Origin of the sequence: Bacillus sp. FSL R5-0523, assembly GCF_037975295.1 — a bacterium.
GTDB lineage: Bacteria > Bacillota > Bacilli > Bacillales > Bacillaceae > Bacillus > Bacillus subtilis.
This window is the reverse complement of record NZ_CP150251.1, coordinates 2,113,020-2,133,737: the sequence shown is the minus strand read 5'-3', so window position 1 is coordinate 2,133,737 and position 20,718 is coordinate 2,113,020. Positions and strand designations below refer to the sequence as shown.

Here is a 20,718-nt window from a genome sequence, read left to right as displayed (position 1 = left end):
ATATATCAAGAGGCGTGCTGGGTGCCGGCAGCCTCTTCTTTATGAATGCGGAAACGATTGATAAAAGGAAGGTAATGTAATATGAAAAAGTCCGGTAAATGGTTCTCACTGGCTGCCGCTCTGAGTGTAACGGCAATAGTCGGAGCCGGCTGCAGCATGTCGAACGGAGATGCTCAAAAGGATACGAAAACCACAGCAGAAACAAAGCAAACAGAACAAAAAACAGCTGACAGCAAAAAATCAAACACTCAAAACAGTGAGTTTTCATTGGAAAGCCAGTATTTCAATGATATTAAAAAAGTCGATGGTCTGGAAACCATTCAAAATCCAGAAAATATACTCGCGCTTGTCAATAAACAATATGCACTGCCCGGAAACTATGAACCTAGCGATCTTGTCATACCTGATGTAGAGTTTTCTTTTGAAGAAAAGATTCAAAAACGTTACATCAGAAAAGAAGCGGCCGACGCATTAAAAACAATGTTCGATGCTGCCAAAAAGGAAGGCTATGAACTGGCAGCTGTCTCAGGGTACCGTTCGTATGACAGACAGAAAGTCATTTTTGACAATGAAGTAAGCCTAAAAGGGGAAAAGAAGGCAAAGGAAGCGGTCGCTTACCCTGGTGAAAGCGAGCACCAAACAGGCCTTGCGATGGACATTTCGAGCCGGAGCAATGGCTTTGAGCTAAATGAAGCGTTCGGAAGCACGGCAGACGGGAAATGGGTGCAGGACAATGCTTATAAATATGGCTTTATCATTCGCTATCCAAAAAATAAAGAAGATATCACGAAATATGAATATGAGCCATGGCATTTGCGCTATGTAGGCAAAAAAGCCGCAAAGGTCATCCAAGATAATGATTTAACGCTTGAAGAGTACTTTGAAAAAGTGAAGAAAATTTAAAATGAAAAGCCCGCTTACACTAGATAAGCGGGCTTCATTGTGTCTGGTGAATCTAGCATTTGTTCTATGCTCACCAGAAGAATAAACCAGCAAGAGCGACCCCTGTAATTAAACCGAGGGAAATCCCGTAAGCTGCTCCGTATCCCCAATAACCGCCCCAATATCCGTAACCGAAACCTCTTGGCCCTCCGCCGGTCGGAGCTATAAAAACTCTGTCTCTTGTTACACGGGTAATTCTGCCGACGTGAACTCTCCCGCCTCTCTCTGTAATTCTGACGACTTTACCTTGATGGTTTTTGCAAAGATGATAATATCTCTCCAATATTGTTCCCCTCCTATCCTGACTTTCTATCAGCATATGATAGATAGGAAAAAAAGGTTGGACGAAAACAGGGGGCGATACGCCGTTTTACTTGTACGCGATAAAAATACAATGACCCATGTACTCACTATATAACTGCATGAGCTGATAATGTGTTTGAAGCGTATCGTAATAGATGGGATCAATCGTTTGCGATAAATCCATTTCTGTGGTTGGTTCAAATTCCATGTCTTCCGGAAGAAGTGTCATCGCTTCTGTTTTTTGAAAGCCATAGGATCTTAGGAGTTTATGCCATTCGCTTTCTTCATGTAAGCAAGTAAATCCGTAAAAATCCATCATTTGCTTCTTTTCTGCAGGGGGCATCGGTTTTTTTAAAGCAGCTTCGATACCAATCAGCATCCCGCCGGGTTTTAAAACTCTTGAAATTTCTTGAAGAGAGGATGTCAGGCGTGAAAAACTGAGGACCGATTCTGACAGGACACAGGAAAAGGACTCAGAAGAAAACGGGAGATGTTCCAGCTCCGCCTGATAAGCAGGGATGGCAAGCCCTTCATTCGCAAATCTTTTTTTCGCTTTCTCAAGCATAATAGGATCTTTATCAACGACTGTTACAGGATACAGCAAATGTCCTAAATAAGCCGCCGTTTGCCCTGTTCCGCATCCGGCATCAAGAATCGGCTGATTCGGAGAGGGTGCAGCCTTTTGCAAGACCGCTTTTGAAAAAGCCAGCCCGCCTGGGTGCGCCCCTGCGACACCGAATAAGGACAGCATTTCTAAATATCGGCTCAATATCGAATCCTCCTTTTTCCTTATCATATGTCGTATAAAGACATAGGTTTATGAAAAGCAAAAGAAGGGCGTTTCTCTTTCATTTCTGCTCCGAGTTGACGAATAAGAATTCGTCCATGATAATAATGTAAGAAGAAAAAGGTGGTGTTTAATTGAAACGGCAATTAAAACTGTTTTTTATTGTGCTGATCACTGCAGTTGTCGCTTCGGCGCTTACTTTATTTATTACGGGCAATTCCAGTATCCTGGGCCAAAAATCAACAAGCACAGGAGACAGCAAGTTCGACAAATTAAATAAAGCGTATGAGCAAATCAAAAGTGATTATTACCAAAAAACAGATGATGACAAATTAGTAGACGGAGCAATTAAAGGAATGATTCAATCACTGGATGATCCGTATTCTACATATATGGATCAAGAGCAAGCGAAATCATTCGACGAGACGATTTCAGCATCTTTTGAAGGAATCGGAGCCCAAGTAGAGGAGAAAGACGGAGAAATCCTTATTGTATCCCCAATTAAAGGTTCACCTGCTGAAAAAGCCGGTATCAAACCGAGGGACCAAATCATTAAGGTAAATGGAAAAAGCGTAAAAGGCATGAATGTAAATGAAGCCGTCGCTTTAATCCGAGGCAAAAAGGGCACAAAGGTGAAGCTTGAACTGAACAGAGCGGGAGTGGGGAATATCGATCTTTCCATTAAGCGCGATACCATTCCTGTAGAGACTGTCTATTCAGAGATGAAAGACAACAACATTGGAGAAATTCAAATCACTTCTTTCTCTGAAACAACAGCTAAAGAGCTGACAGATGCGATTGACGGTTTAGAGAAAAAAGGCGCCAAAGGCTATATTTTAGACTTGAGAGGCAACCCGGGCGGCTTAATGGAACAGGCGATTACGATGAGCAACCTGTTCATTGATAAAGGGAAAAACATCATGCAGGTTGAATACAAAAACGGTTCAAAAGAAGTCATGAAGGCCGAAAAAGAACGGAAAGTGACCAAGCCGACCGTCGTTTTAGTAAATGACGGTACAGCAAGCGCAGCCGAAATTATGGCCGCTGCCCTTCATGAATCGTCAAACGTACCGTTAATCGGCGAGACGACATTCGGCAAAGGTACAGTACAAACGGCAAAAGAATATGATGATGGCTCTACTGTCAAACTGACAGTTGCCAAATGGCTGACTGCTGACGGCGAATGGATTCACAAAAAAGGCATCAAGCCTCAAGTGAAAGCAGAGCTGCCTGATTACGCGAAGCTGCCGTATTTGGATGCAGATAAAACGTACAAATCAGGTGATACAGGCACAAACGTCAAAGTGGCTCAGAAAATGCTTAAAGCACTTGGTTATAAGGTGAAGGTTAACAGTACGTATGACCAGGATTTTGTATCTGTCGTCAAACAGTTCCAGAAAAAAGAGAAGCTGAATGAAACAGGCATACTGACTGGCGATACAACAACGAAATTAATGATAGAACTTCAAAAGAAGCTGTCTGATAATGATACGCAAATGGAAAAGGCAATTGAAACACTGAAAAAAGAAATGTAAAAAAACCATACGCGGCTGCCGCGTATGGTTTTTTTATGCACCCTTTTGATTTGGATTAGCGTCTTGTTTTTTGCCAAATAAACCTTCAATGACAGGATTGGATCCCGCGTTTTTAACGAACAGCGGATTCAGGATAACCACAGTGATCATGTTGGCGGCCAATCCCCAGAATCCTTCATAAATGCCATGTGCGGATTGAGTGGTATACACAATAAACGTAACCGCAAGGCCGACTAATAATCCGATAACTGTCGCTTCTTTCGTTTGACGCTTCCAGAATAGACTGACAGCAATCGCCGGGAAGATTTGCACCATGCCGGATACACCTAATAGCTGGAGTGTCACTAAGGCAGTCGGGAACAGCATTCCAAACAGCAGCGCGAGACCGATGACAACAAACACCATTGAACGTGTGACGAGGGTCAGCTTGCTTTGGGACACATTCGGATGAATCAAATCCCGGTATAGGTTGTTGGCGAATAAATTCGATGCGCCGATTGCCATAATGGAACAAGGTATTAATGAAGCAAGAGCGATAGTGGCATATGCAAAACCTTGTGCCACGCCGCCGTAAGATGTTTGAATCAAATGCAGCAGCGCGAGTCTTGGATTTGTATCTTCCGGCAGGATAAGAAAGGCGATAAAGCCAAGAAAAATGACCAAAATTAACACAATATTGTAAAGCGGCAAAAACATGCTGTTTTTTCTTACTGCATCGGCGCTTTTCGCTGTAAAAACTCCTGTAGCGGCGTGTGCCCACATAAAAAGTGCCAGAGCGGAAACAATAGATGCTGTGATAAACCAAGGAATGCCTTTTGGTCCTTCTGACGGTATCGTCAGCATTTGCGGCGCTTCCTTCACTAACGTGTCAATCATTGGCGTCCAGCCGTTAAAATGAATGAGAGGGAGGGACACCACCATAAACAGCATAATGACCCATACTAAAATGTCCTTAATGATGGCTGTATATGTGGGCCCTTTAATCCCGCTGAAGAATGTGTAAAGAGCAACAAGAATAAATGAAATGATCACAACGAATTTTACGTTAATATATCCGGTACCGGCAACCTGAAGCGTGTCTTGAATGCCGCTCAGCTGAAGGCATATGTACGGAATAAGCATGAGTACCCCAACGACGGCAACGAGGCTTGCCAAAAGCTTACTGTTAAAACGTTCCCGGGCATAATCCGCGAGTGTTGTTAATTTATGAATTTTCGCAACTTTCCAAAGTTTTGGCAAGAAGAAGTAGGCGATAAAGAAGGCCAACACAGAATAAGGAATGGCGAAAAATGCAACACTTCCGCCTGTAAAAGCAGTACTGGTCAACCCTAAGAAAGTATAGGCCGTATAAAGGTCAGCGCCTACTAAAAACCAGACGAGAAGACCGCCGAAGCGTCTGCCGCCGACAGACCATTCTTCCACAGAAGTGCGCGAGGATTTGTCTCTTCCGGCGAGAAAGCCGATACAGACAACGGTTAAAACAATAATAGAAGTAATGAGAAGTGCAGTCAGATTCCCTTGCATTATTCAAGTCCTCCATCTTTTTTTTGCATCTGATAAATGCCAAACGAGCATAACGGCGTAACAATAATCCACAGCAGCAGCCAAAAGTGGAAAAACGGCAGGCCGAACAAAATCGGTTCTATTCGATTCACAAGCGGCAAAAGCGCGAGCTGAACGAATGGCAAAAGAATGAGAATAACAATAAGTGCTTTTTTAACCATTTACTTTCCTCCTGAAACATGATAATGCTCACTATAATAGCAGTTGTAAGAAAAGATCACAAGATAATTATTAGAAAAAAATGATTTTTTCAATTATTTAATCAAAACACATGGTTTGCATCCTTTTCAATAAAGGTTTAAAATAATAAATATCTTGAAATCGAGATAAATAGGAGTGAGAAAATGAAAACAGAAGGATTGCACCATGTCACAGCATTCGCCAGAGATCCGCAAGAAAACTTGCGATTTTATACAGAAGTGCTTGGGCTCAGGCTTGTTAAAAAAACAGTAAACTTTGATGATCCCGGGACGTATCATTTTTACTTTGGGAATCAAAACGGAGATCCCGGTACAATAATGACCTTTTTTCCGTTCCAAGGAAGCGGACAGGGAACGGTAGGAAAAGGCCAAGCGGGCCGGGTGTACTTTTCAGTTCCCTCAGGCTCCCTGTCTTTTTGGAAGGAGCGTCTTGAGAAAAGCGGGCTGAGCCTAGAGGAAAAAACGTTGTTTGGTGAAAAAGGTCTTATTTTTGATGATACAGAAGACCTTCCGCTGGCGATCATGGAGGATGCGAAAAGCGGCAAAAGCGAGTGGACGCCTGACGGGATCACAACAAATGAAGCAATTACGGGAATGAAAGGTGTGCTGCTATATTCCTACGACCCGCAGGCGACCATACAATTGTTAACGGAAAGCTTTGGATACACCAAAGTGGCCGAAGAAGACCAGATTGTCAGACTGGCATCCTCAGCGGCCGTCGGCGGTGTCATTGATGTCCATTTACATCCTGAAAAAAGAGGAGTCGGTGGATATGGTACGGTACACCATATAGCGTTTCGGACTAAGAAAAAGGAACAGGCGAAATGGCTGCCGATTATTGCTGAAAACCATCTGCCTTCGTCAGAAATTCTCGACAGGGAATACTTTACATCAGTTTATTTCAGGGAGAAAGGCGGTATCTTATTTGAAATTGCCACAGATGAACCGGGCTTTATGACAGATGAAACGTTTGCTGAGCTAGGGACTTCCTTAAAACTGCCTGAATGGCTGGAGAAACATAGACAACAAATTACAGACATTTTACCTGAACTTTAAAAGGGGGAATTTATAATGAAGCATATTTATGAAAAAGGAACATCTGACAACGTACTTTTGCTGTTGCATGGCACGGGTGGTAATGAACACGATCTGCTTTCATTGGGGCGGTTTATAGACCCTGATGCCCATTTGCTTGGTGTCAGAGGATCGGTGCTTGAAAATGGAATGCCGCGATTTTTCAAACGTCTGAGTGAAGGAGTTTTTGATGAAAAGGATCTTGTGGTGCGGACAAGAGAATTGAAAGATTTTATCGACGAGGCTGCAGAAACGCATCAGTTTGATCGCGGCAAAGTGATTGCAGTCGGTTATTCAAACGGCGCAAACATTGCGGCAAGCCTGCTTTTTCATTATAAAGATGTGTTAAAAGGGGCTATTCTGCATCATCCAATGGTTCCGATTCGGGGTATCGAGCTGCCTGATATGGCGGGGCTCCCTGTTTTTATCGGTGCCGGGAAATACGATCCTCTTTGCACGAAGGAAGAATCAGAAGAGCTTTACCGCTATTTGCGTGACAGCGGGGCATCAGCCTCCGTTTACTGGCAGGACGGGGGCCATCAGCTGACTCAGCATGAAGCTGAACAGGCTCGTGAATGGTACAAAGAGGCGATTGTATAAAAAAACCTTAGTCCGGATTTCGGACTAAGGTTTTTCATATCCTTACAGCCAAGTTGATACTTTTGAAAGCGGCAGACGGTTGCTTTGATGCGCAGGCTTCACTGCTTTGCCGATTGAAATAAGCATAACCGGAACATAGCGCTCACTGATATCAAATTGCTTTTGGAACTGCTCTTTGTTAAATCCGCCAATTGCGCAAGTGTCATAACCTTTTGCTTTTGCGGCAATCATAAGCTGCATAGCAGCTAAAGAAGCATTTAAGAAAGCGGAATCACGTGCGAATTGCTCGCTTTGGTAAGCACCGTTGATTTGGCCGAGCAATGTTTGTTTGATTTCATCCGTAATATAGCCTTGGCTTGCTAATTCAGCATAAACTTCTTCACCGTTTTCATTTGCCTTTAAATCGCCTAAAATGGCAACAACAGCAGAAGACTCAACGATTTGTTTTTGATTATACGCTACAGGAAGAAGCTCCGCTTTTGATTCATCGCTGTGGAATACTGTAAAATGCCAATGCTGAAGGTTCCAAGCGGAAGGCGCTTTAGCGGCAAGGTCTAATAGCTCAGTCAGCTCCTCCTTAGAGATCGGGGCATTTGTATCATATTCCTTTACAGATGCACGTGCTTTTAAAACATCCAGAGTATTCGTCATAGTGTTTCCTCCTTCGGATAAACGTGGTATGATAATAGAAAAGTTAGAAGCTTACTAAATGTAACTTGAAAGATTATTGTAATGGATCATTGAATACATGTCAATCAATAGATGAAGGGATGAAGACTTGTGGGAAATACGATGTGCCCTAAAATGGAATCCGCATTCTCATTGCTGGGAAAACGATGGAACGGTCTGATCATCCATGTGCTAATGGATGGGCCGAAACGGTTTAAAGAGATAACGGAAACAATACCGATGATCAGCCAAAAAATGTTGGCAGAGCGCTTGAAGGAGCTTGAACAAAACGAGATTGTCGAACGGCAGGTTCTCCCTGAAACGCCGGTCAAAGTCATCTACACGCTGACTGAAAAAGGAACAGCGCTTCAAGCTGTATTTCAAGAGATGCAGGCATGGGCCGATCAATTTTGCGAGCCTGGTGACACAGTGTGTGAAGAAGAGAAATAAGGAAAGCGGCCTCTGAAAAAGCGCTCTTGTTTCCATGGTGAGTCATGTAAGTACGGTTCACACCCGTTTACATGACTTTTTATATTTGTCAGACTGACATTTCCGGATTGGCAAAAGTGTCATGTGCATATGAAGGGGATATATAAAATAGGAAATGATCAATAAGCTATAACATCCAACCTATTGTAAATGGGGATTATGATGTATCTTATTATGCAAATCAGCAAAATTTTATATTTTCGGCCAAAGTCAGCTTCCTATTGGCATTTAAACCGGATCTAAAAGGAGATCCAGGTTTTTCGTATTGCTGGATGCTTCTATACTGATGACTTCCGCATTTATGAAAAAAAGAGAGAGCTTCTTTGGAGCTCTCTCTTCTTTTTTATGGGGAGACGAAAGCTTATAGTTTTCCATTCAAAAATTGCGCCTCACCGAGACCGAAACTCCAGTCTGCGTCACCATTCTCAGTAATAGATACCATGAGGTCTTCAGGGGAAATTCCGCATTTTTCTTCTAGCCTTTCAGCAAGCAGAGCATACAATTTTTCCTTTTGGCTTTCGGTTCTTGCTTTGCTGGTCATACTGATGATGACCAGATCCTTGGTTCTCTGAAACCCTAATTCCGTATCTTGGATTATAAGCTCGTTTGCGGGATGCTGATGGACAATTTGATAACGGTCTCTTTCCGGAACACCAAATGCTTCAACCATGGCTTGGTGAGCAGTATCTAATAACAATTGCAGCGATTTTTCGTCACGGCCCTCAATTACATCAAAACGCAATAATGGCATGTGTACTCCTCCTCTTGTGAAGTTGTTATCCGTCTGTTCTCATATTGGTTCATTTGCTTCCAGACAATGGATAGATATAATGATTGGCAGACAACTCTAAAAAACATAACATATAACCAAAAGTTAATCAACATATAACTAATACATCATTTAGTTAGGCGAAAGGTAATCGAGACAAGCTCATAAAAACGATTGACAGTCATTGATTAGGAGATTAGTATGAACATATTAGTTGATCAAAAGATAACAATCATATAACCAAGACGTTTTTAGTTATTGATGAAAGCGTTTTCTTTTCATCTAGGCATGAAAAGCGCCAAAACATTGTCGCGAGAATCATATAAAACACTTTTGGAGGGGTACCATGCCGATTTTAATTGTAGCTGTCGGAGTGCTGATTCTGTTATTTCTCATTATTAAAGTAAAATTAAATACCTTTGTCTCACTGATTGTCGTTTCATTTTTAGTAGCCATCGGACTTGGAATGGATATCAATCAAATTGTTCTTTCAATTGAGACTGGAATTGGCGGGCAGCTGGGGCATTTAGCTTTAGTGTCTGGACTTGGCGCGATGCTTGGGAGGCTTGTCTCTGATGCTGGGGGCGGCTACCGGATTGCCATTACGCTGATTGACAAATTCGGGAGGAAACGAATACAGGCGGCGGTTGTGGTTGCCTCTTTTATCATCGGTATTGCGCTGTTTTTTGAAGTGGGTCTTGTTCTGTTGATACCGATTGTTTACGCGATTGCTAAAGAATTAAAAATGCCTTTTCTGTATATGGGAATCCCGATGGCCGCCGCCTTAAATGTTACTCACGGATTTTTGCCCCCGCATCCTGCTCCAACTGCTATCTCAGTTGCATACGGTGCCCATATTGGCCAGGTGCTGCTTTTTGGAATCATCATCGCTGTTCCGACAACTATGATTGCCGGGCCTTTATTTAATAAATTTGCGATGAAACGGTTTCCTGGTGCGTATCAAAAGCATGGAAACTTATCGGGGTTAGGACCGAGGAAAGAATTTCAGCTGGATGAAACACCGGGCTTTGCGATCAGTGCTGTCACGTCTTTATTCCCGGTTATCTTTATGGCAATGGCAACAGTTTTTTCTTTATTATTGAATGAACATTCAAAAGGAAAAGACATTATAGAATTTATCGGCACTCCGGGAACGGCAATGCTCATTTCGCTGTTGCTTGCACTCTATACGATGGGATATGCCCGTAAAATATCTATGCAGGAAATCAGCAGATCTATTTCAGAATCAATTTCGCAAATTGCGATGATGCTGCTCATCATAGGAGGGGGAGGAGCGTTTAAACAGGTGCTGATTGACGGCGGGGTCGGCGATTATGTCGCTGATTTTTTCCGCCAAACAAACATGTCGCCGCTATTCGTTGCATGGACCATCGCCGCGGTTCTGCGTCTGTGTCTAGGCTCTGCTACCGTGGCTGCACTTACCACAGCGGGAATGGCAGCTCCGCTTATGGAAGCTGGCAGTGTAAACCCCGCGTTAATGGTGCTTGCAACAGGAGCCGGCAGTGTCATTGCGTGTCATGTAAATGATGCAGGATTTTGGATGGTAAAGGAATTTTTCGGCTTGAGCATGAAAGAAACATTTCAAACCTGGACGCTGCTTACAACAGTTCTTTCGGTTACAGGACTCGGCTGTGTGTTATTGGCAGGGCTTGTGATGTAACAATCATAGACAGTCCGTAGCCCAATCGTTTTTCTTCCTTGCTGAATACTTTACGTATAGGCAGACATAAAGGAGGAAAAAATCATGTACCCTCATCATTCGTGTTATCGCGGAATCCCAGGTCCAGCCGGATATCCGGCGCGTAGTCCTTTTTTGTTTGGCGCTCCTCTAGTCGGCGGTTTATTAGGCGGTTTTCTCGGAAGTGCGCTGTTTAACTATTCTCGTCCCTATGCCTATCCTCCTGGCCCTTATGGATACGGAGGCGGACCGTACGGTTTTGGTGCCGGCGTGCCATACGGGGGATATCCCGGCTTCTATTAATAAAAACGGCCTGCATCGATTGCAGGCCGTTTTTTATCGGATGATTTCTACCTCGGACATATTGTAGTCTTGCTGCTTTTGAAACATGACTTCCAGAAGTCCATCCTTATAGACGGCTTTTGTTCCTTTGCGTTTGACTAAACAAGGAAGATTTACTTTTTTCGGATGATCTGCTCTTGGGAAGTTTTCCAACCATAATTCGTGAGATGTGTGTTTGATTCTCACTTGTTCCAGCCATTCTTCGCTGATTGGCACCTTTACAAACACATGGTCTGCAGTTTCGAATATATCAATATCAGGTTTGACATCAGGTTTGGCGGGCTGTTCTTTTTGGGGGAGAGGATCGCGGAAAGGAAATTGAGCCGCATAATCACTGCCGAACACACTTTCCATCACACGATTGACATACGTTTCAACTTCTTTCGGATCAGCTTTTTTTAATGCTTCTTTAGAAAATTGATTGTGGAAAGGAAAGTACTTGTTCCACTCAAACATTGTCTTCACATCCTTTCTTCACGGACAAAATAGTATATGCCCGCCAGATCTTTCACGTGATATAATATAAGATGCTCTAAAGAAAGGCAGGGATATAAATGCAATATTCAGAAACAAAAAAAGGCGTTATTTACACAGCCGCTTCCTTTATCATGTGGGGCCTGTTTCCGCTCTATTGGAAGCTTCTCGAACAGCTGCCGGCTCTTGATATTTTGGCTCATCGTATTATATGGTCTTTTGTTTTTATGTGTATCGTACTTTTTTTCTTGCGGCAATGGAAAATAGGATGGCAGGAGCTGCGCTCTCTGAAAAAGAACGGAGGGATCCTCTCTTTATTTCTTGCTTCTATCCTGATTTCGATCAACTGGTTTGTATACATATGGGCTGTCAACCACGGCTTTTTGCTTGAGGCTAGTCTTGGCTATTACATTAATCCGCTTGTATCAGTGCTCCTTGGGATTTTATTTTTAAAGGAAAAACTGAATCGCCTGCAATTAGTGGCCGTTTCGATTGCGGCAGCCGGTGTCATCATCTCGGCGTTCCAATACGGCTCCATTCCTTATGTTGCGCTTCTCCTCGCATTCAGCTTTGGGCTGTACGGGTTAAGCAAAAAAAGAACAAGCCTGCCGAGCGCCATCGGTTTAACACTGGAAACATTCATGATTATGCCGATTGCATTAGGGTATTTGCTGTTCAGCGGACATGTTCAGCCAGCGGGTGCAGAAAGCGGAGGGACGTGGCTGCTTCTCTTTTTGGCCGGTGTGTTTACGGCTTTGCCGCTCTTATTGTTTGCGGAAGGAGCGAAACGGCTGCCACTGTATCAAGTCGGTATCTTACAATATATTGCGCCGACCATTACCCTTCTGATCGGGCTGTTTGTTTACCATGAGCCATTTTCAAGCTCGAAGGCTTTTACATTCAGCTGTATATGGGCTGCGCTGCTCTTGTTTACGTTTTCACAAGTGAAGTGGAAACGGGCGTCAAAAAGCCATTGAGGCCTTTGGCTTTTCAGCTGATGCATATATTATGTATAATCATTTCATGTATGTAAGACATAAAGGAGCAAGACGATGGACAATGATAAAGAGATAGTGAAAGCCTATGCTTCACTTTGGAATAACCGATCTCTCGCACATGATAATGCAGAAGCGGTAGCAGAGGCGATTGATCTTGAGCTTTTGGATAAACGAACACATCCAAGACTCCGAAAACCGATGCTGGAAAAATATTTTGCCGCGATTCAGCGCATCGTGAATTCACAGCTCGAACCGGCTGTGAAATATCAGCTGGTCAAATTACATACAAAACGTGCAGAGTATTTAAAAGAAGAAAGAGGGGAGCAATCATGAAAGCAATCATAAAAGAAGATGTGCAAGCTTCTTTAGAACGATATGCGGACCGCCCTGTATATATCCATTTAGAAACCACCACAGGTTCTTATTCAGCGCACTTAAATGAAAAGAACATGACGGTTGTTGCGTATATCCGCAATGCAAAAGTCACTTATCATCAGGCAAAAATCAAAGGCAACGGGCCTTACCGCGTTGGCTTGAAAACAGAAGAAGGCTGGATTTATGCTGAAGGCTTGACTGAATACACGGTAGATGAAGAAAACCGTTTATTAATGGCGGGACACCTGCCGGGCGGTAAACTGGCTATTTCTCTGCAAATCAGCGAAAAACCGTTCACAGTTTAAAGAAAAGGGTGAATAATAATGAAAGAACATGTACTAGTAATCCTGCCTCACCCTGATGATGAATCATATGGAGTGGCAGGCCTCATTGCCTTAAACAGAAAAAAAGACATTCCCGTTACGTATGCCTGCGCCACTTTAGGTGAAATGGGCAGAAATATGGGCGATCCATTTTTCGCGAATCGTGAAACGTTGCCGCTGCTAAGAAAACAAGAGCTCATCAACGCTTGCAAAGAAATGGATATCAATGACCTTCGTATGCTTGGACTCCGTGACAAAACGCTCGAATTTGAAGATGATGAGTATTTAGCTGATATCATGGAAGAGATCATAGATGATGTAAAACCAAGTTTAATTGTCACATTTTATCCCGGACACGGTGTGCACCCTGACCATGATGCATGCGGGGAAGCGGTTATCCGTGCATTATACCGCAAAAAGAAAGAAGACCGTCCGCGCACAATCTGCATGGCCATTACCCGCAACAGAGAAGAGGTTCTCGGCGAAGCTGATGTCGTACTTGATATCAAAGAAGTAGCTGATATTAAAATGAATGCGTTAAGAGCTCACCGCACACAAACAGAAGGCATGCTCAGAGAGCTTGAAGAGAAATTGAAAAATAATGAACCTGTTATGGCAACATGGTTTGAAGAAGAAATATATTGGACGTATCAATGGAATGATTAATCAAAAAGGTATAAGGCCTTAAGCCTTATACCTTTTTTAATTTTAAGTCCGATGCAATTGCTGAAGCGAGAGTGGATCTCAAGGAAATACCTTCGAAAGACAAACCTAGCTGAACCGCTGTTTGCGCGATTTCCGGACGGATTCCAGACAAAGTTGAAGAAACACCGATTAAACGAAGCGCCTCAATCAGACTGAACAGCTGATGGGCAACCATCGTATCAATCACAGCTACTCCTGACAAATCAATATACAGTTGTGTCACCTTTTTTTTCGCACATTGATGCAGTGTGTTTTCCATAATCAGCTTGGCGCGGACTGTATCAATATCTCCGATTAAAGGCAGCAGTCCGACGCTGTGAAACAGCACGATGACCGGAGCGCTCAATTCAGTAATCATATCTTTTTGGGCCTGAAGCTGAAGGCTTGTGTTTTTGTACATTTCTTCTATAAAAATATGAATCACAAGATCAAACGCTTTTATAAGGGCGTGATACAGGTCTTCGGCTTCTTCGCTTTTCACAGTATCCTGATTGAGATGGACAAATTCTTTCACATAGGAAACATATAAATCTCTCACTCTGACAAACTCCCGAATAATATAGTGGATAGGAGTTTTTAAATGCTCTTGATCCTGTGTGACTTCAAAGGCCCATTCTTTCAGTATAGGCAAGTATACGTCCTCATCATCTATAAAAATACGGTTTATTTTATAGTTAAAGGCAAGATTCTGGCTCTTTAAATTGTGAATGACAACAGGGTCTGTTGAGGCATAAATGGAATTGGGATCAGTCTCCTCGATTGTTTCATACCATGTTGAACTGATGGTTTCCGCATGCTGGGAAAGATACTCGAATAATTTTTTGTTTTTTGCCATGATTGATCACCTCTTTTAAATGTGTTGTTTTTACGAATAACGTTTTTGCAGTTTTGCCAGCCTGAAAAACAGCCCAACTGCTCCGGCGGCGAGTCCCGCTATTAATCCAATCCAATAGCCGAATGCACCTAGGCTTGTAAACGTACCGACCATATAACCGACCGGAAGGCCAATGACCCAGTAAGAGACAAAAGCGGCCGCAAGCGTATAGTTCACATCTTTGTACCCTCTGAGTGCTCCCTGGATCGGTGCGGCAACAGCATCGGAAAGCTGAAAAAATAGCGCATAAATTAAAAAGTGCTGTGTCAGCCGGAGCACATCGGGGTCAGAGGTGTACATGCCCGCAATTTGCTCTCTGAATAAAAGGATACAGGCGGCAGTGAATAAAGAAAAGCCGATCGCCATCATGATGCCGATTAAGCTATATGAGCGTGCATCCTTAAAACGGGCTGCACCAGCTTCAAACCCGACAACAATTGTTAAAGCCATAGATACGCTGAGCGGCAGCATATATAAAAGAGACGCAAAATTCATGGCTGCCTGGTGGGACGCGATGGTCACTGTATGAAAATGGCTCATTAGAAGCGTGACAGCTGCGAAAATGCTCGTTTCAAAAAACACGGCGAACCCAATAGGCAGCCCGATTTTGAGCAAATTTTTGCATGCTTTCCAAGAGAACTTATACATGGTAAGGAAAATCCCGTATTCAGAAAACGGTGCGTTTTTATGAATAATGAAAAAACTGATGATGCAGATACACCAATAAGTTAACGCGGATGCCAGCCCCGCGCCGACACCCCCAAGTGCCGGCATTCCGAACTTCCCGAAGATAAATACATAATTCAATACAAAATTGATCGGAAGAGAACTGAGTGTAATCATCATGGTGACTCTCGTTTTTCCTAATGAGTCGATGAATGATCTCAACACGGTGTAAACAAATAAAGGGAAAATTCCCAGTGATAAAAAGCCTAAAAAGTGTTTAGCAATCTGATGCACGTGAATATCAAGGTTCAATCGGCCAAGAATAAGGTCAACTGCAGCATATCCAATCAATAAAACGGCGATGCTAAGTAGCGCGGCCACGTATACAGCCTGTAAAACAGTAAATGGGATCTTCTGTTTTTTCTCTGCGCCTAATAGCTGAGCGACAATCGGGGTGACCGCCATTAATATACCTGCAAGTCCTGTGTAAACAGGGGTCCAAAGGCTTGAGCCAATCGCGACACCCGCTAAATCAGCGGGGCTGACTTTCCCTGACATCACCGTATCTAGAAAAGTCATAAGAGAAAGCCCCGCCTGGGTAATGAATATCGGTATTAAAATGTGCAAGAGCTGTTTGATTTTTTCCCGGGCGTTTTGAGTTTCTTTCATACATTGATCTCCGTTTCTTTTTCATAACGAGAGAAATTATAACATTTTATGTATAAAAAGCAATGAACGCCGGGCCTATTCTTTTTTTGTCGGTTTCGTTTTTCTAAACATTTGGGCATAAATAAAAGAAAGCGAAATCACGCCTAAAAAGGTGCAAATATACTGAATGATTCTTTCGATTTCCATTCTTTACATCCCTCCTTTACCAATAGAATGTGCATCAATAAGATAAGCATTCGTGAAAAGTTGGAAATTTGAACAGGAGATGAAGATTATGCACTATGAGCAGATATCAGAAAATGCGTTCAAGGGGAAAATACAGGTATACTTAGAGCAAATATTAGGTGATGCATCTCTAATCTTGAAAACGCTTCACGAAAAAGACCAGTGTCTCCTTTGTGAATTAGATGATTTGGGGCACGTTTTTCAGGACATGCAGGGGATTGCATCCTCCTTTTATTTGCAATCATACATTGAGGAATTTACGCCGGCATTTATTGAGCTGGCCAAGGCGATTAAAGCCTTATCGGAACATAAGCATGGAGCTTTAATTGTGATTGAAAGAGCAGACCCGGTTGAACATTTTATTCAAAAAGGCACCGCCCTGCACGCCGAGATCAGCTCTTCATTAATTGAAAGCATCTTTTTTCCCGGAAACCCTCTTCATGACGGCGCTTTGTTAGTGAGGGAAAACAAACTCGTGTCAGCAGCCAATGTGCTCCCGCTGACGACTAAGGAAGTGGATATCCATTTGGGAACCCGGCACCGGGCGGCTCTCGGTATGTCGGGCTATACGGATGCACTGGTGCTCGTGGTTTCAGAGGAAACAGGGAAGATGTCGTTTGCCAAAGACGGTGTATTATATCCGTTAATTTCACCAAGAACGTAAAAATAATAAAAAGGGCCTGATTAAGAATCCTATCATGAGACAAAATGACTGAATTCGTATCTTTATTAAAGCATTCGCTTCAAGCTGAATGCTTTTTGTCTTGAAGACAGGGAATATAAACTGGTAGAAAAGTTATATGTAATGAATATTAATCAAGTGAAATACTTTACCTGTTTATGTATTTATAGTACCGTATAAAATATTATATAAATTTTCAAAGGAAGGTGCTGCCGCATGGCAAATGTATTAATGATCGGTTTCCCCGGTGAAGGGCATATTAATCCCTCTATCGGTGTGATGAAGGAGCTGAAATCCCGGGGAGAAAACATTACGTACTACGCAGTGAAGGAATATAAAGAAAAAATCACAGCTCTTGATATAGAGTTTCGTGAGTATCATGATTTCAGAGGAGATTACTTCGGGAAAAACGCAACCGGCGATGAAGAAAGAGATTTCACAGAAATGCTCTGCGCTTTTTTGAAAGCCTGTAAGGATATCGCGACTCATATTTATGAGGAAGTCAAACATGAATCGTATGATTATGTCATATATGATCACCATCTTCTCGCGGGTAAAGTCATTGCCAACATGCTGAAGCTGCCAAGATTTTCATTGTGTACAACCTTTGCGATGAATGAGGAATTTGCGAAGGAAATGATGGGAGCGTACATGAAAGGATCACTTGAAGATTCGCCTCATTATGAATCATACCAGCAGCTTGCAGAAACGTTAAATGCTGATTTTCAAGCAGAGATCAAGAAGCCATTTGATGTTTTTTTAGCTGATGGTGACTTGACAATCGTCTTTACATCAAGGGAATTTCAGCCACTGGCTGAGCAATTTGGCGAGCGATATGTATTTGTCGGTCCTTCCATTACAGAAAGAGCCGGGAACAATGATTTCCCATTTGATCAGATTGACAATGAAAACGTGCTGTTTATTTCAATGGGAACCATTTTTAATAATCAAAAGCAGTTTTTTAATCAATGCCTTGAAGTGTGTAAGGACTTTGACGGTAAAGTTGTGCTTTCCATCGGCAAGCATATTAAAACAAGTGAGTTAAACGACATTCCGGAGAATTTCATTGTACGCCCGTATGTCCCTCAGCTTGAGATATTGAAAAGAGCCAGCTTATTTGTGACACACGGCGGAATGAATAGCACAAGTGAAGGTTTGTATTTTGAAACCCCGCTCGTTGTCATTCCGATGGGAGGCGACCAATTTGTTGTCGCAGATCAGGTGGAAAAAGTCGGCGCAGGAAAAGTGTTAAAAAAAGAAGAATTATCTGAAAGCCTTCTGAAAGAGACGATACAAGATGTAATGAATAATCGTTCGTATGCTGAAAAGGCAAAAGAAATTGGACAATCACTGAAAGCCGCAGGCGGCTCTAAAAAAGCGGCCGATACCATTCTTGAAGCTGTAAAACAAAAAACTCAATCAGCAAACGCATAGTGTAAAAGCCTGTTCTTATCGAAAGAACAGGCTTTTTGCCATTTCATAAGAATGCAGAGGAAGGGATTTGATACGCCGATAGAGAATTGATTAGAAAAATAGACAAGAAAGGAGGAGAAACTGCTTCGTTCATCAATAGAAAACCATCATTTTTACCCTCACTTAAATAGTTCCTTAGACTTTCGAAAAACATATCGTGCTTATGTAAAATGTTGGATGTTTATTTGAAGGTTTAAAGGTCGAACGATGCTGAAAATACTGCGCCAAATGTTTGAAAAGGGTTTAACTTGCTGAAAAATTGACGATAAAACAGTTGTGTACCATTTTTGGAAACAAAATACTAGCTGTTTTACAAAAAACAGTTTAGGAGGTTGAATGAATGAAAAAGAAGATTGTAGCCGGCTTGGCTGTTTCTGCAGTTGTTGGGTCGTCGATGGCCGCAGCACCAGCGGAAGCAAAAACGATAAAAGTAAAAAGCGGTGACTCTCTTTGGAAACTTTCCCGCCAGTATGATACGACAATATCAGCTCTGAAATCCGAAAACAAATTGAAATCAACGGTGCTTTATGTCGGACAAAGTCTTAAGGTTCCTGAAAGCAGCAAAAAAAGCACGACATCCCCATCTAATTCAAGCAAAACGTCAACATACACAGTTGCATATGGTGATTCCCTATGGATGATTGCTAAAAATCATAAAATGAGTGTTTCTGAGCTTAAAAGCTTAAACAGCCTGAGCAGTGACCTGATTCGTCCGGGGCAAAAGCTTAAGATCAAAGGGACAAGCAGTTCAAGCGGAACAAATGGATCAAAGAAAAACAGCGGTTCCAATTCTTCAGGTTCTTCAAAAAGTACATATACGGTCAAGCTTGGTGACTCACTGTGGAAAATCGCAAACAGCTTAAATATGACTGTAGCCGAATTAAAAACCTTAAATGGCTTAACATCAGATACACTTTATCCTAAACAGGTGCTCAAAATAAAAGGAAGCAGTTCACCTAAGAACGGAAACAGCGGTTCCAAAAAGCCGTCAAACTCCAATCCCTCAAAAACAACGACGTACAAGGTAAAAGCAGGCGATTCGCTGTGGAAAATTGCAAATCGGCTCGGAGTCACTGTCCAAAGCATCCGTGATAAAAACAATTTATCATCGGATGTGCTGCAAATCGGGCAGGTTCTGACTATTTCGGGAGCATCAAAATCTAATCCTTCACATCCGACAAAGCCAACAAAGCCAAAAGATAACTCAGGGTCAAACATTCAAATAGGCTCGAAGATTGACAGAATGATCACGGAAGCGAAAAAATATGTCGGAGTTCCTTACCGATGGGGCGGAAACACGCCTGCCGGTTTTGATTGCAGCGGCTTCATTTATTACCTCATTAATAATGTATCATCTATATCAAGATTGAGTACGGCAGGATATTGGAATGTCATGCAGAAAGTCAGCCAGCCGTCAGTAGGAGACTTTGTCTTCTTTACCACATATAAATCCGGCCCGTCTCATATGGGGATTTATCTAGGCGGCGGTGATTTTATTCATGCAAGCTCATCGGGCGTCGACATTTCCAATCTCAGCAATTCGTATTGGAAACAGCGGTACTTGGGCGCCAGAAGTTATTTTTAAAAATGAGTATGACAAAAAGCCTTTTATAGGCTTTTTTGTTTATACCAGACAATGATTGACCACACTGTTAGAAAAAACAAGGGGGAGACAGTATGCACCGTCTCTTGCTGTTGATGATGCTGACGGCACTGGGAGTTGCCGGATGCGGACAAAAAAAACCTCCAGACCCTCCTAACCGGGTGCCGGAAAAAAAAGTGGTTGAAACGTCAGCGTTTGGTCATCATGTCCAGCTGGTCAATCGTGAAGGGAAAGCAGTCGGTTTTATAGAGATCAAAGAATCAGATGATGAAGGCCTCGATATTCATATTTCCGCAAACAGCCTGCGTCCAGGTGCTTCTCTCGGTTTTCATATTTATGAGAAAGGTTCTTGTGTCAGGCCGGATTTTGAATCAGCGGGCGGTCCCTTTAATCCACTGAACAAAGAACACGGCTTCAATAATCCGATGGGGCATCATGCCGGAGATCTGCCGAACCTTGAAGTCGGTGCTGATGGAAAGGTAGATGTCATTATGAATGCGCCTGACACTTCACTGAAAAAAGGAAGTAAACTAAATATTCTCGACGAGGACGGAAGTGCATTTATTATTCATGAACAAGCCGACGATTATCTGACAAACCCAAGCGGCAATTCCGGTGCGCGTATTGTCTGCGGAGCCCTTTTGGGAAATAACGAGAAGCAGTAATATCATCCAAGCCC

Annotated in this window: 24 protein-coding genes; 15 read left to right on the top strand and 9 right to left on the bottom strand. The window is 42.6% G+C overall.

What is annotated here, in order from left to right; translation table 11 throughout:
• Positions 1-81 precede the first annotated feature (81 nt).
• Complete coding sequence (gene ldcB, locus NYE53_RS10610; protein ID WP_014480046.1) at positions 82-903, top strand: LD-carboxypeptidase LdcB; 822 nt, start codon at positions 82-84, stop codon at positions 901-903.
• Between the two features lie 70 nt (positions 904-973).
• Here the strand turns inward: ldcB and NYE53_RS10605 are convergent, their stop codons facing one another.
• Together NYE53_RS10605 and NYE53_RS10600 are read right to left on the bottom strand one after the other, a co-directional pair.
• Positions 974-1,225 carry a hypothetical protein gene (locus NYE53_RS10605; RefSeq protein WP_014477099.1) on the bottom strand — a complete coding sequence of 84 codons (252 nt, stop codon included), beginning with the start codon at positions 1,223-1,225 and terminating at the stop codon, positions 974-976.
• Positions 1,226-1,312: 87 nt separating this feature from the next.
• A complete protein-coding gene (locus NYE53_RS10600; RefSeq protein ID WP_014480045.1) occupies positions 1,313-2,014 on the bottom strand; it encodes a class I SAM-dependent methyltransferase in 702 nt (233 codons plus the stop codon).
• A gap of 152 nt (positions 2,015-2,166) precedes the next feature.
• On the opposite strand from NYE53_RS10600, the gene ctpA reads away from it, so the two are divergent.
• Complete coding sequence (ctpA, locus tag NYE53_RS10595; protein ID WP_339244680.1) at positions 2,167-3,567, top strand: carboxy-terminal processing protease CtpA; 1,401 nt, start codon at positions 2,167-2,169, stop codon at positions 3,565-3,567.
• A gap of 33 nt (positions 3,568-3,600) precedes the next feature.
• Here the strand turns inward: ctpA and NYE53_RS10590 are convergent, their stop codons facing one another.
• Together NYE53_RS10590 and NYE53_RS10585 are read right to left on the bottom strand one after the other, a co-directional pair.
• The gene (locus NYE53_RS10590) at positions 3,601-5,091 is read right to left on the bottom strand and encodes a sodium:solute symporter (RefSeq protein ID WP_339244678.1); all 1,491 of its coding nucleotides are present in this window, start codon (positions 5,089-5,091) and stop codon (positions 3,601-3,603) included.
• Complete coding sequence (locus NYE53_RS10585; protein ID WP_339244675.1) at positions 5,091-5,291, bottom strand: DUF3311 domain-containing protein; 201 nt, start codon at positions 5,289-5,291, stop codon at positions 5,091-5,093. Before NYE53_RS10585 ends, NYE53_RS10590 begins: the two co-directional genes overlap by 1 nt.
• 183 nt (positions 5,292-5,474) lie before the next feature.
• On the opposite strand from NYE53_RS10585, the gene NYE53_RS10580 reads away from it, so the two are divergent.
• Both NYE53_RS10580 and NYE53_RS10575 read left to right on the top strand, forming a co-directional pair.
• Positions 5,475-6,386 carry a ring-cleaving dioxygenase gene (locus tag NYE53_RS10580; RefSeq protein ID WP_339244672.1) on the top strand — a complete coding sequence of 304 codons (912 nt, stop codon included), beginning with the start codon at positions 5,475-5,477 and terminating at the stop codon, positions 6,384-6,386.
• Positions 6,387-6,401: 15 nt separating this feature from the next.
• Positions 6,402-7,004: an alpha/beta hydrolase gene (locus NYE53_RS10575; RefSeq protein WP_069837576.1), complete on the top strand. Its 603-nt coding sequence runs from the start codon at positions 6,402-6,404 to the stop codon at positions 7,002-7,004.
• Between the two features lie 42 nt (positions 7,005-7,046).
• Here the strand turns inward: NYE53_RS10575 and NYE53_RS10570 are convergent, their stop codons facing one another.
• Positions 7,047-7,655, bottom strand: coding sequence for a nitroreductase family protein (locus tag NYE53_RS10570; RefSeq protein WP_014477092.1), 609 nt, complete (start codon positions 7,653-7,655; stop codon positions 7,047-7,049).
• A gap of 129 nt (positions 7,656-7,784) precedes the next feature.
• Here NYE53_RS10570 and yodB point away from each other — a divergent pair, with 129 nt between their 5' ends.
• Positions 7,785-8,123 (top strand): transcriptional regulator YodB, encoded by a 339-nt coding sequence (gene yodB, locus NYE53_RS10565; protein WP_004399427.1) that lies wholly within the window; start codon positions 7,785-7,787, stop codon positions 8,121-8,123.
• Between the two features lie 400 nt (positions 8,124-8,523).
• On the opposite strand, the gene NYE53_RS10560 is transcribed toward yodB, so the two are convergent.
• Entirely contained in the window at positions 8,524-8,913 is a 390-nt protein-coding gene (locus NYE53_RS10560; protein ID WP_339244667.1) for a tautomerase family protein, read from the bottom strand.
• A gap of 364 nt (positions 8,914-9,277) precedes the next feature.
• Here NYE53_RS10560 and NYE53_RS10555 point away from each other — a divergent pair, with 364 nt between their 5' ends.
• On the top strand, positions 9,278-10,612 hold the full coding sequence (locus NYE53_RS10555; protein ID WP_339244664.1) for a gluconate:H+ symporter: 1,335 nt from the start codon (positions 9,278-9,280) through the stop codon (positions 10,610-10,612).
• Positions 10,613-10,696: 84 nt separating this feature from the next.
• The gene (locus NYE53_RS10550) at positions 10,697-10,933 is read left to right on the top strand and encodes a hypothetical protein (RefSeq protein ID WP_339244661.1); all 237 of its coding nucleotides are present in this window, start codon (positions 10,697-10,699) and stop codon (positions 10,931-10,933) included.
• A 33-nt stretch (positions 10,934-10,966) separates the two neighbouring features.
• Here NYE53_RS10550 and gerT read toward each other — a convergent pair whose 3' ends face one another.
• Complete coding sequence (gene gerT / locus NYE53_RS10545) at positions 10,967-11,428, bottom strand: spore germination protein GerT (protein ID WP_021481480.1); 462 nt, start codon at positions 11,426-11,428, stop codon at positions 10,967-10,969.
• A gap of 98 nt (positions 11,429-11,526) precedes the next feature.
• Here gerT and rarD point away from each other — a divergent pair, with 98 nt between their 5' ends.
• From rarD to bshB2, 4 genes are all read left to right on the top strand, one after another.
• Positions 11,527-12,423, top strand: coding sequence for an EamA family transporter RarD (gene rarD / locus NYE53_RS10540; protein ID WP_339244658.1), 897 nt, complete (start codon positions 11,527-11,529; stop codon positions 12,421-12,423).
• A 75-nt stretch (positions 12,424-12,498) separates the two neighbouring features.
• Positions 12,499-12,777 carry a hypothetical protein gene (locus tag NYE53_RS10535; RefSeq protein WP_336154385.1) on the top strand — a complete coding sequence of 93 codons (279 nt, stop codon included), beginning with the start codon at positions 12,499-12,501 and terminating at the stop codon, positions 12,775-12,777.
• The gene (locus NYE53_RS10530; protein WP_003231213.1) at positions 12,774-13,124 is read left to right on the top strand and encodes a YojF family protein; all 351 of its coding nucleotides are present in this window, start codon (positions 12,774-12,776) and stop codon (positions 13,122-13,124) included. Before NYE53_RS10535 ends, NYE53_RS10530 begins: the two co-directional genes overlap by 4 nt.
• A gap of 18 nt (positions 13,125-13,142) precedes the next feature.
• Positions 13,143-13,808, top strand: coding sequence for a bacillithiol biosynthesis deacetylase BshB2 (gene bshB2 / locus NYE53_RS10525; protein ID WP_003231215.1), 666 nt, complete (start codon positions 13,143-13,145; stop codon positions 13,806-13,808).
• Positions 13,809-13,833: 25 nt separating this feature from the next.
• Here the strand turns inward: bshB2 and rsbRC are convergent, their stop codons facing one another.
• Together rsbRC and NYE53_RS10515 are read right to left on the bottom strand one after the other, a co-directional pair.
• Positions 13,834-14,682: an RsbT co-antagonist RsbRC gene (rsbRC, locus tag NYE53_RS10520; RefSeq protein WP_014480032.1), complete on the bottom strand. Its 849-nt coding sequence runs from the start codon at positions 14,680-14,682 to the stop codon at positions 13,834-13,836.
• 30 nt (positions 14,683-14,712) lie between these two features.
• Positions 14,713-16,056 carry an MATE family efflux transporter gene (locus tag NYE53_RS10515; RefSeq protein WP_339244654.1) on the bottom strand — a complete coding sequence of 448 codons (1,344 nt, stop codon included), beginning with the start codon at positions 16,054-16,056 and terminating at the stop codon, positions 14,713-14,715.
• A gap of 265 nt (positions 16,057-16,321) precedes the next feature.
• Here NYE53_RS10515 and cdaS point away from each other — a divergent pair, with 265 nt between their 5' ends.
• From cdaS to NYE53_RS10495, 4 genes are all read left to right on the top strand, one after another.
• Entirely contained in the window at positions 16,322-16,945 is a 624-nt protein-coding gene (gene cdaS / locus NYE53_RS10510) for a cyclic di-AMP synthase CdaS (protein WP_339248525.1), read from the top strand.
• Between the two features lie 234 nt (positions 16,946-17,179).
• Positions 17,180-18,397 (top strand): macrolide family glycosyltransferase, encoded by a 1,218-nt coding sequence (locus NYE53_RS10505; protein WP_339244651.1) that lies wholly within the window; start codon positions 17,180-17,182, stop codon positions 18,395-18,397.
• A gap of 379 nt (positions 18,398-18,776) precedes the next feature.
• Positions 18,777-20,021, top strand: a complete 1,245-nt coding sequence (cwlS, locus tag NYE53_RS10500) for a D-gamma-glutamyl-meso-diaminopimelic acid endopeptidase CwlS (protein ID WP_339244648.1) — start codon at positions 18,777-18,779, stop codon at positions 20,019-20,021.
• Between the two features lie 92 nt (positions 20,022-20,113).
• Positions 20,114-20,704, top strand: coding sequence for a superoxide dismutase family protein (locus NYE53_RS10495; protein ID WP_004399243.1), 591 nt, complete (start codon positions 20,114-20,116; stop codon positions 20,702-20,704).
• The last annotated feature ends 14 nt before the right edge of the window (positions 20,705-20,718 follow it).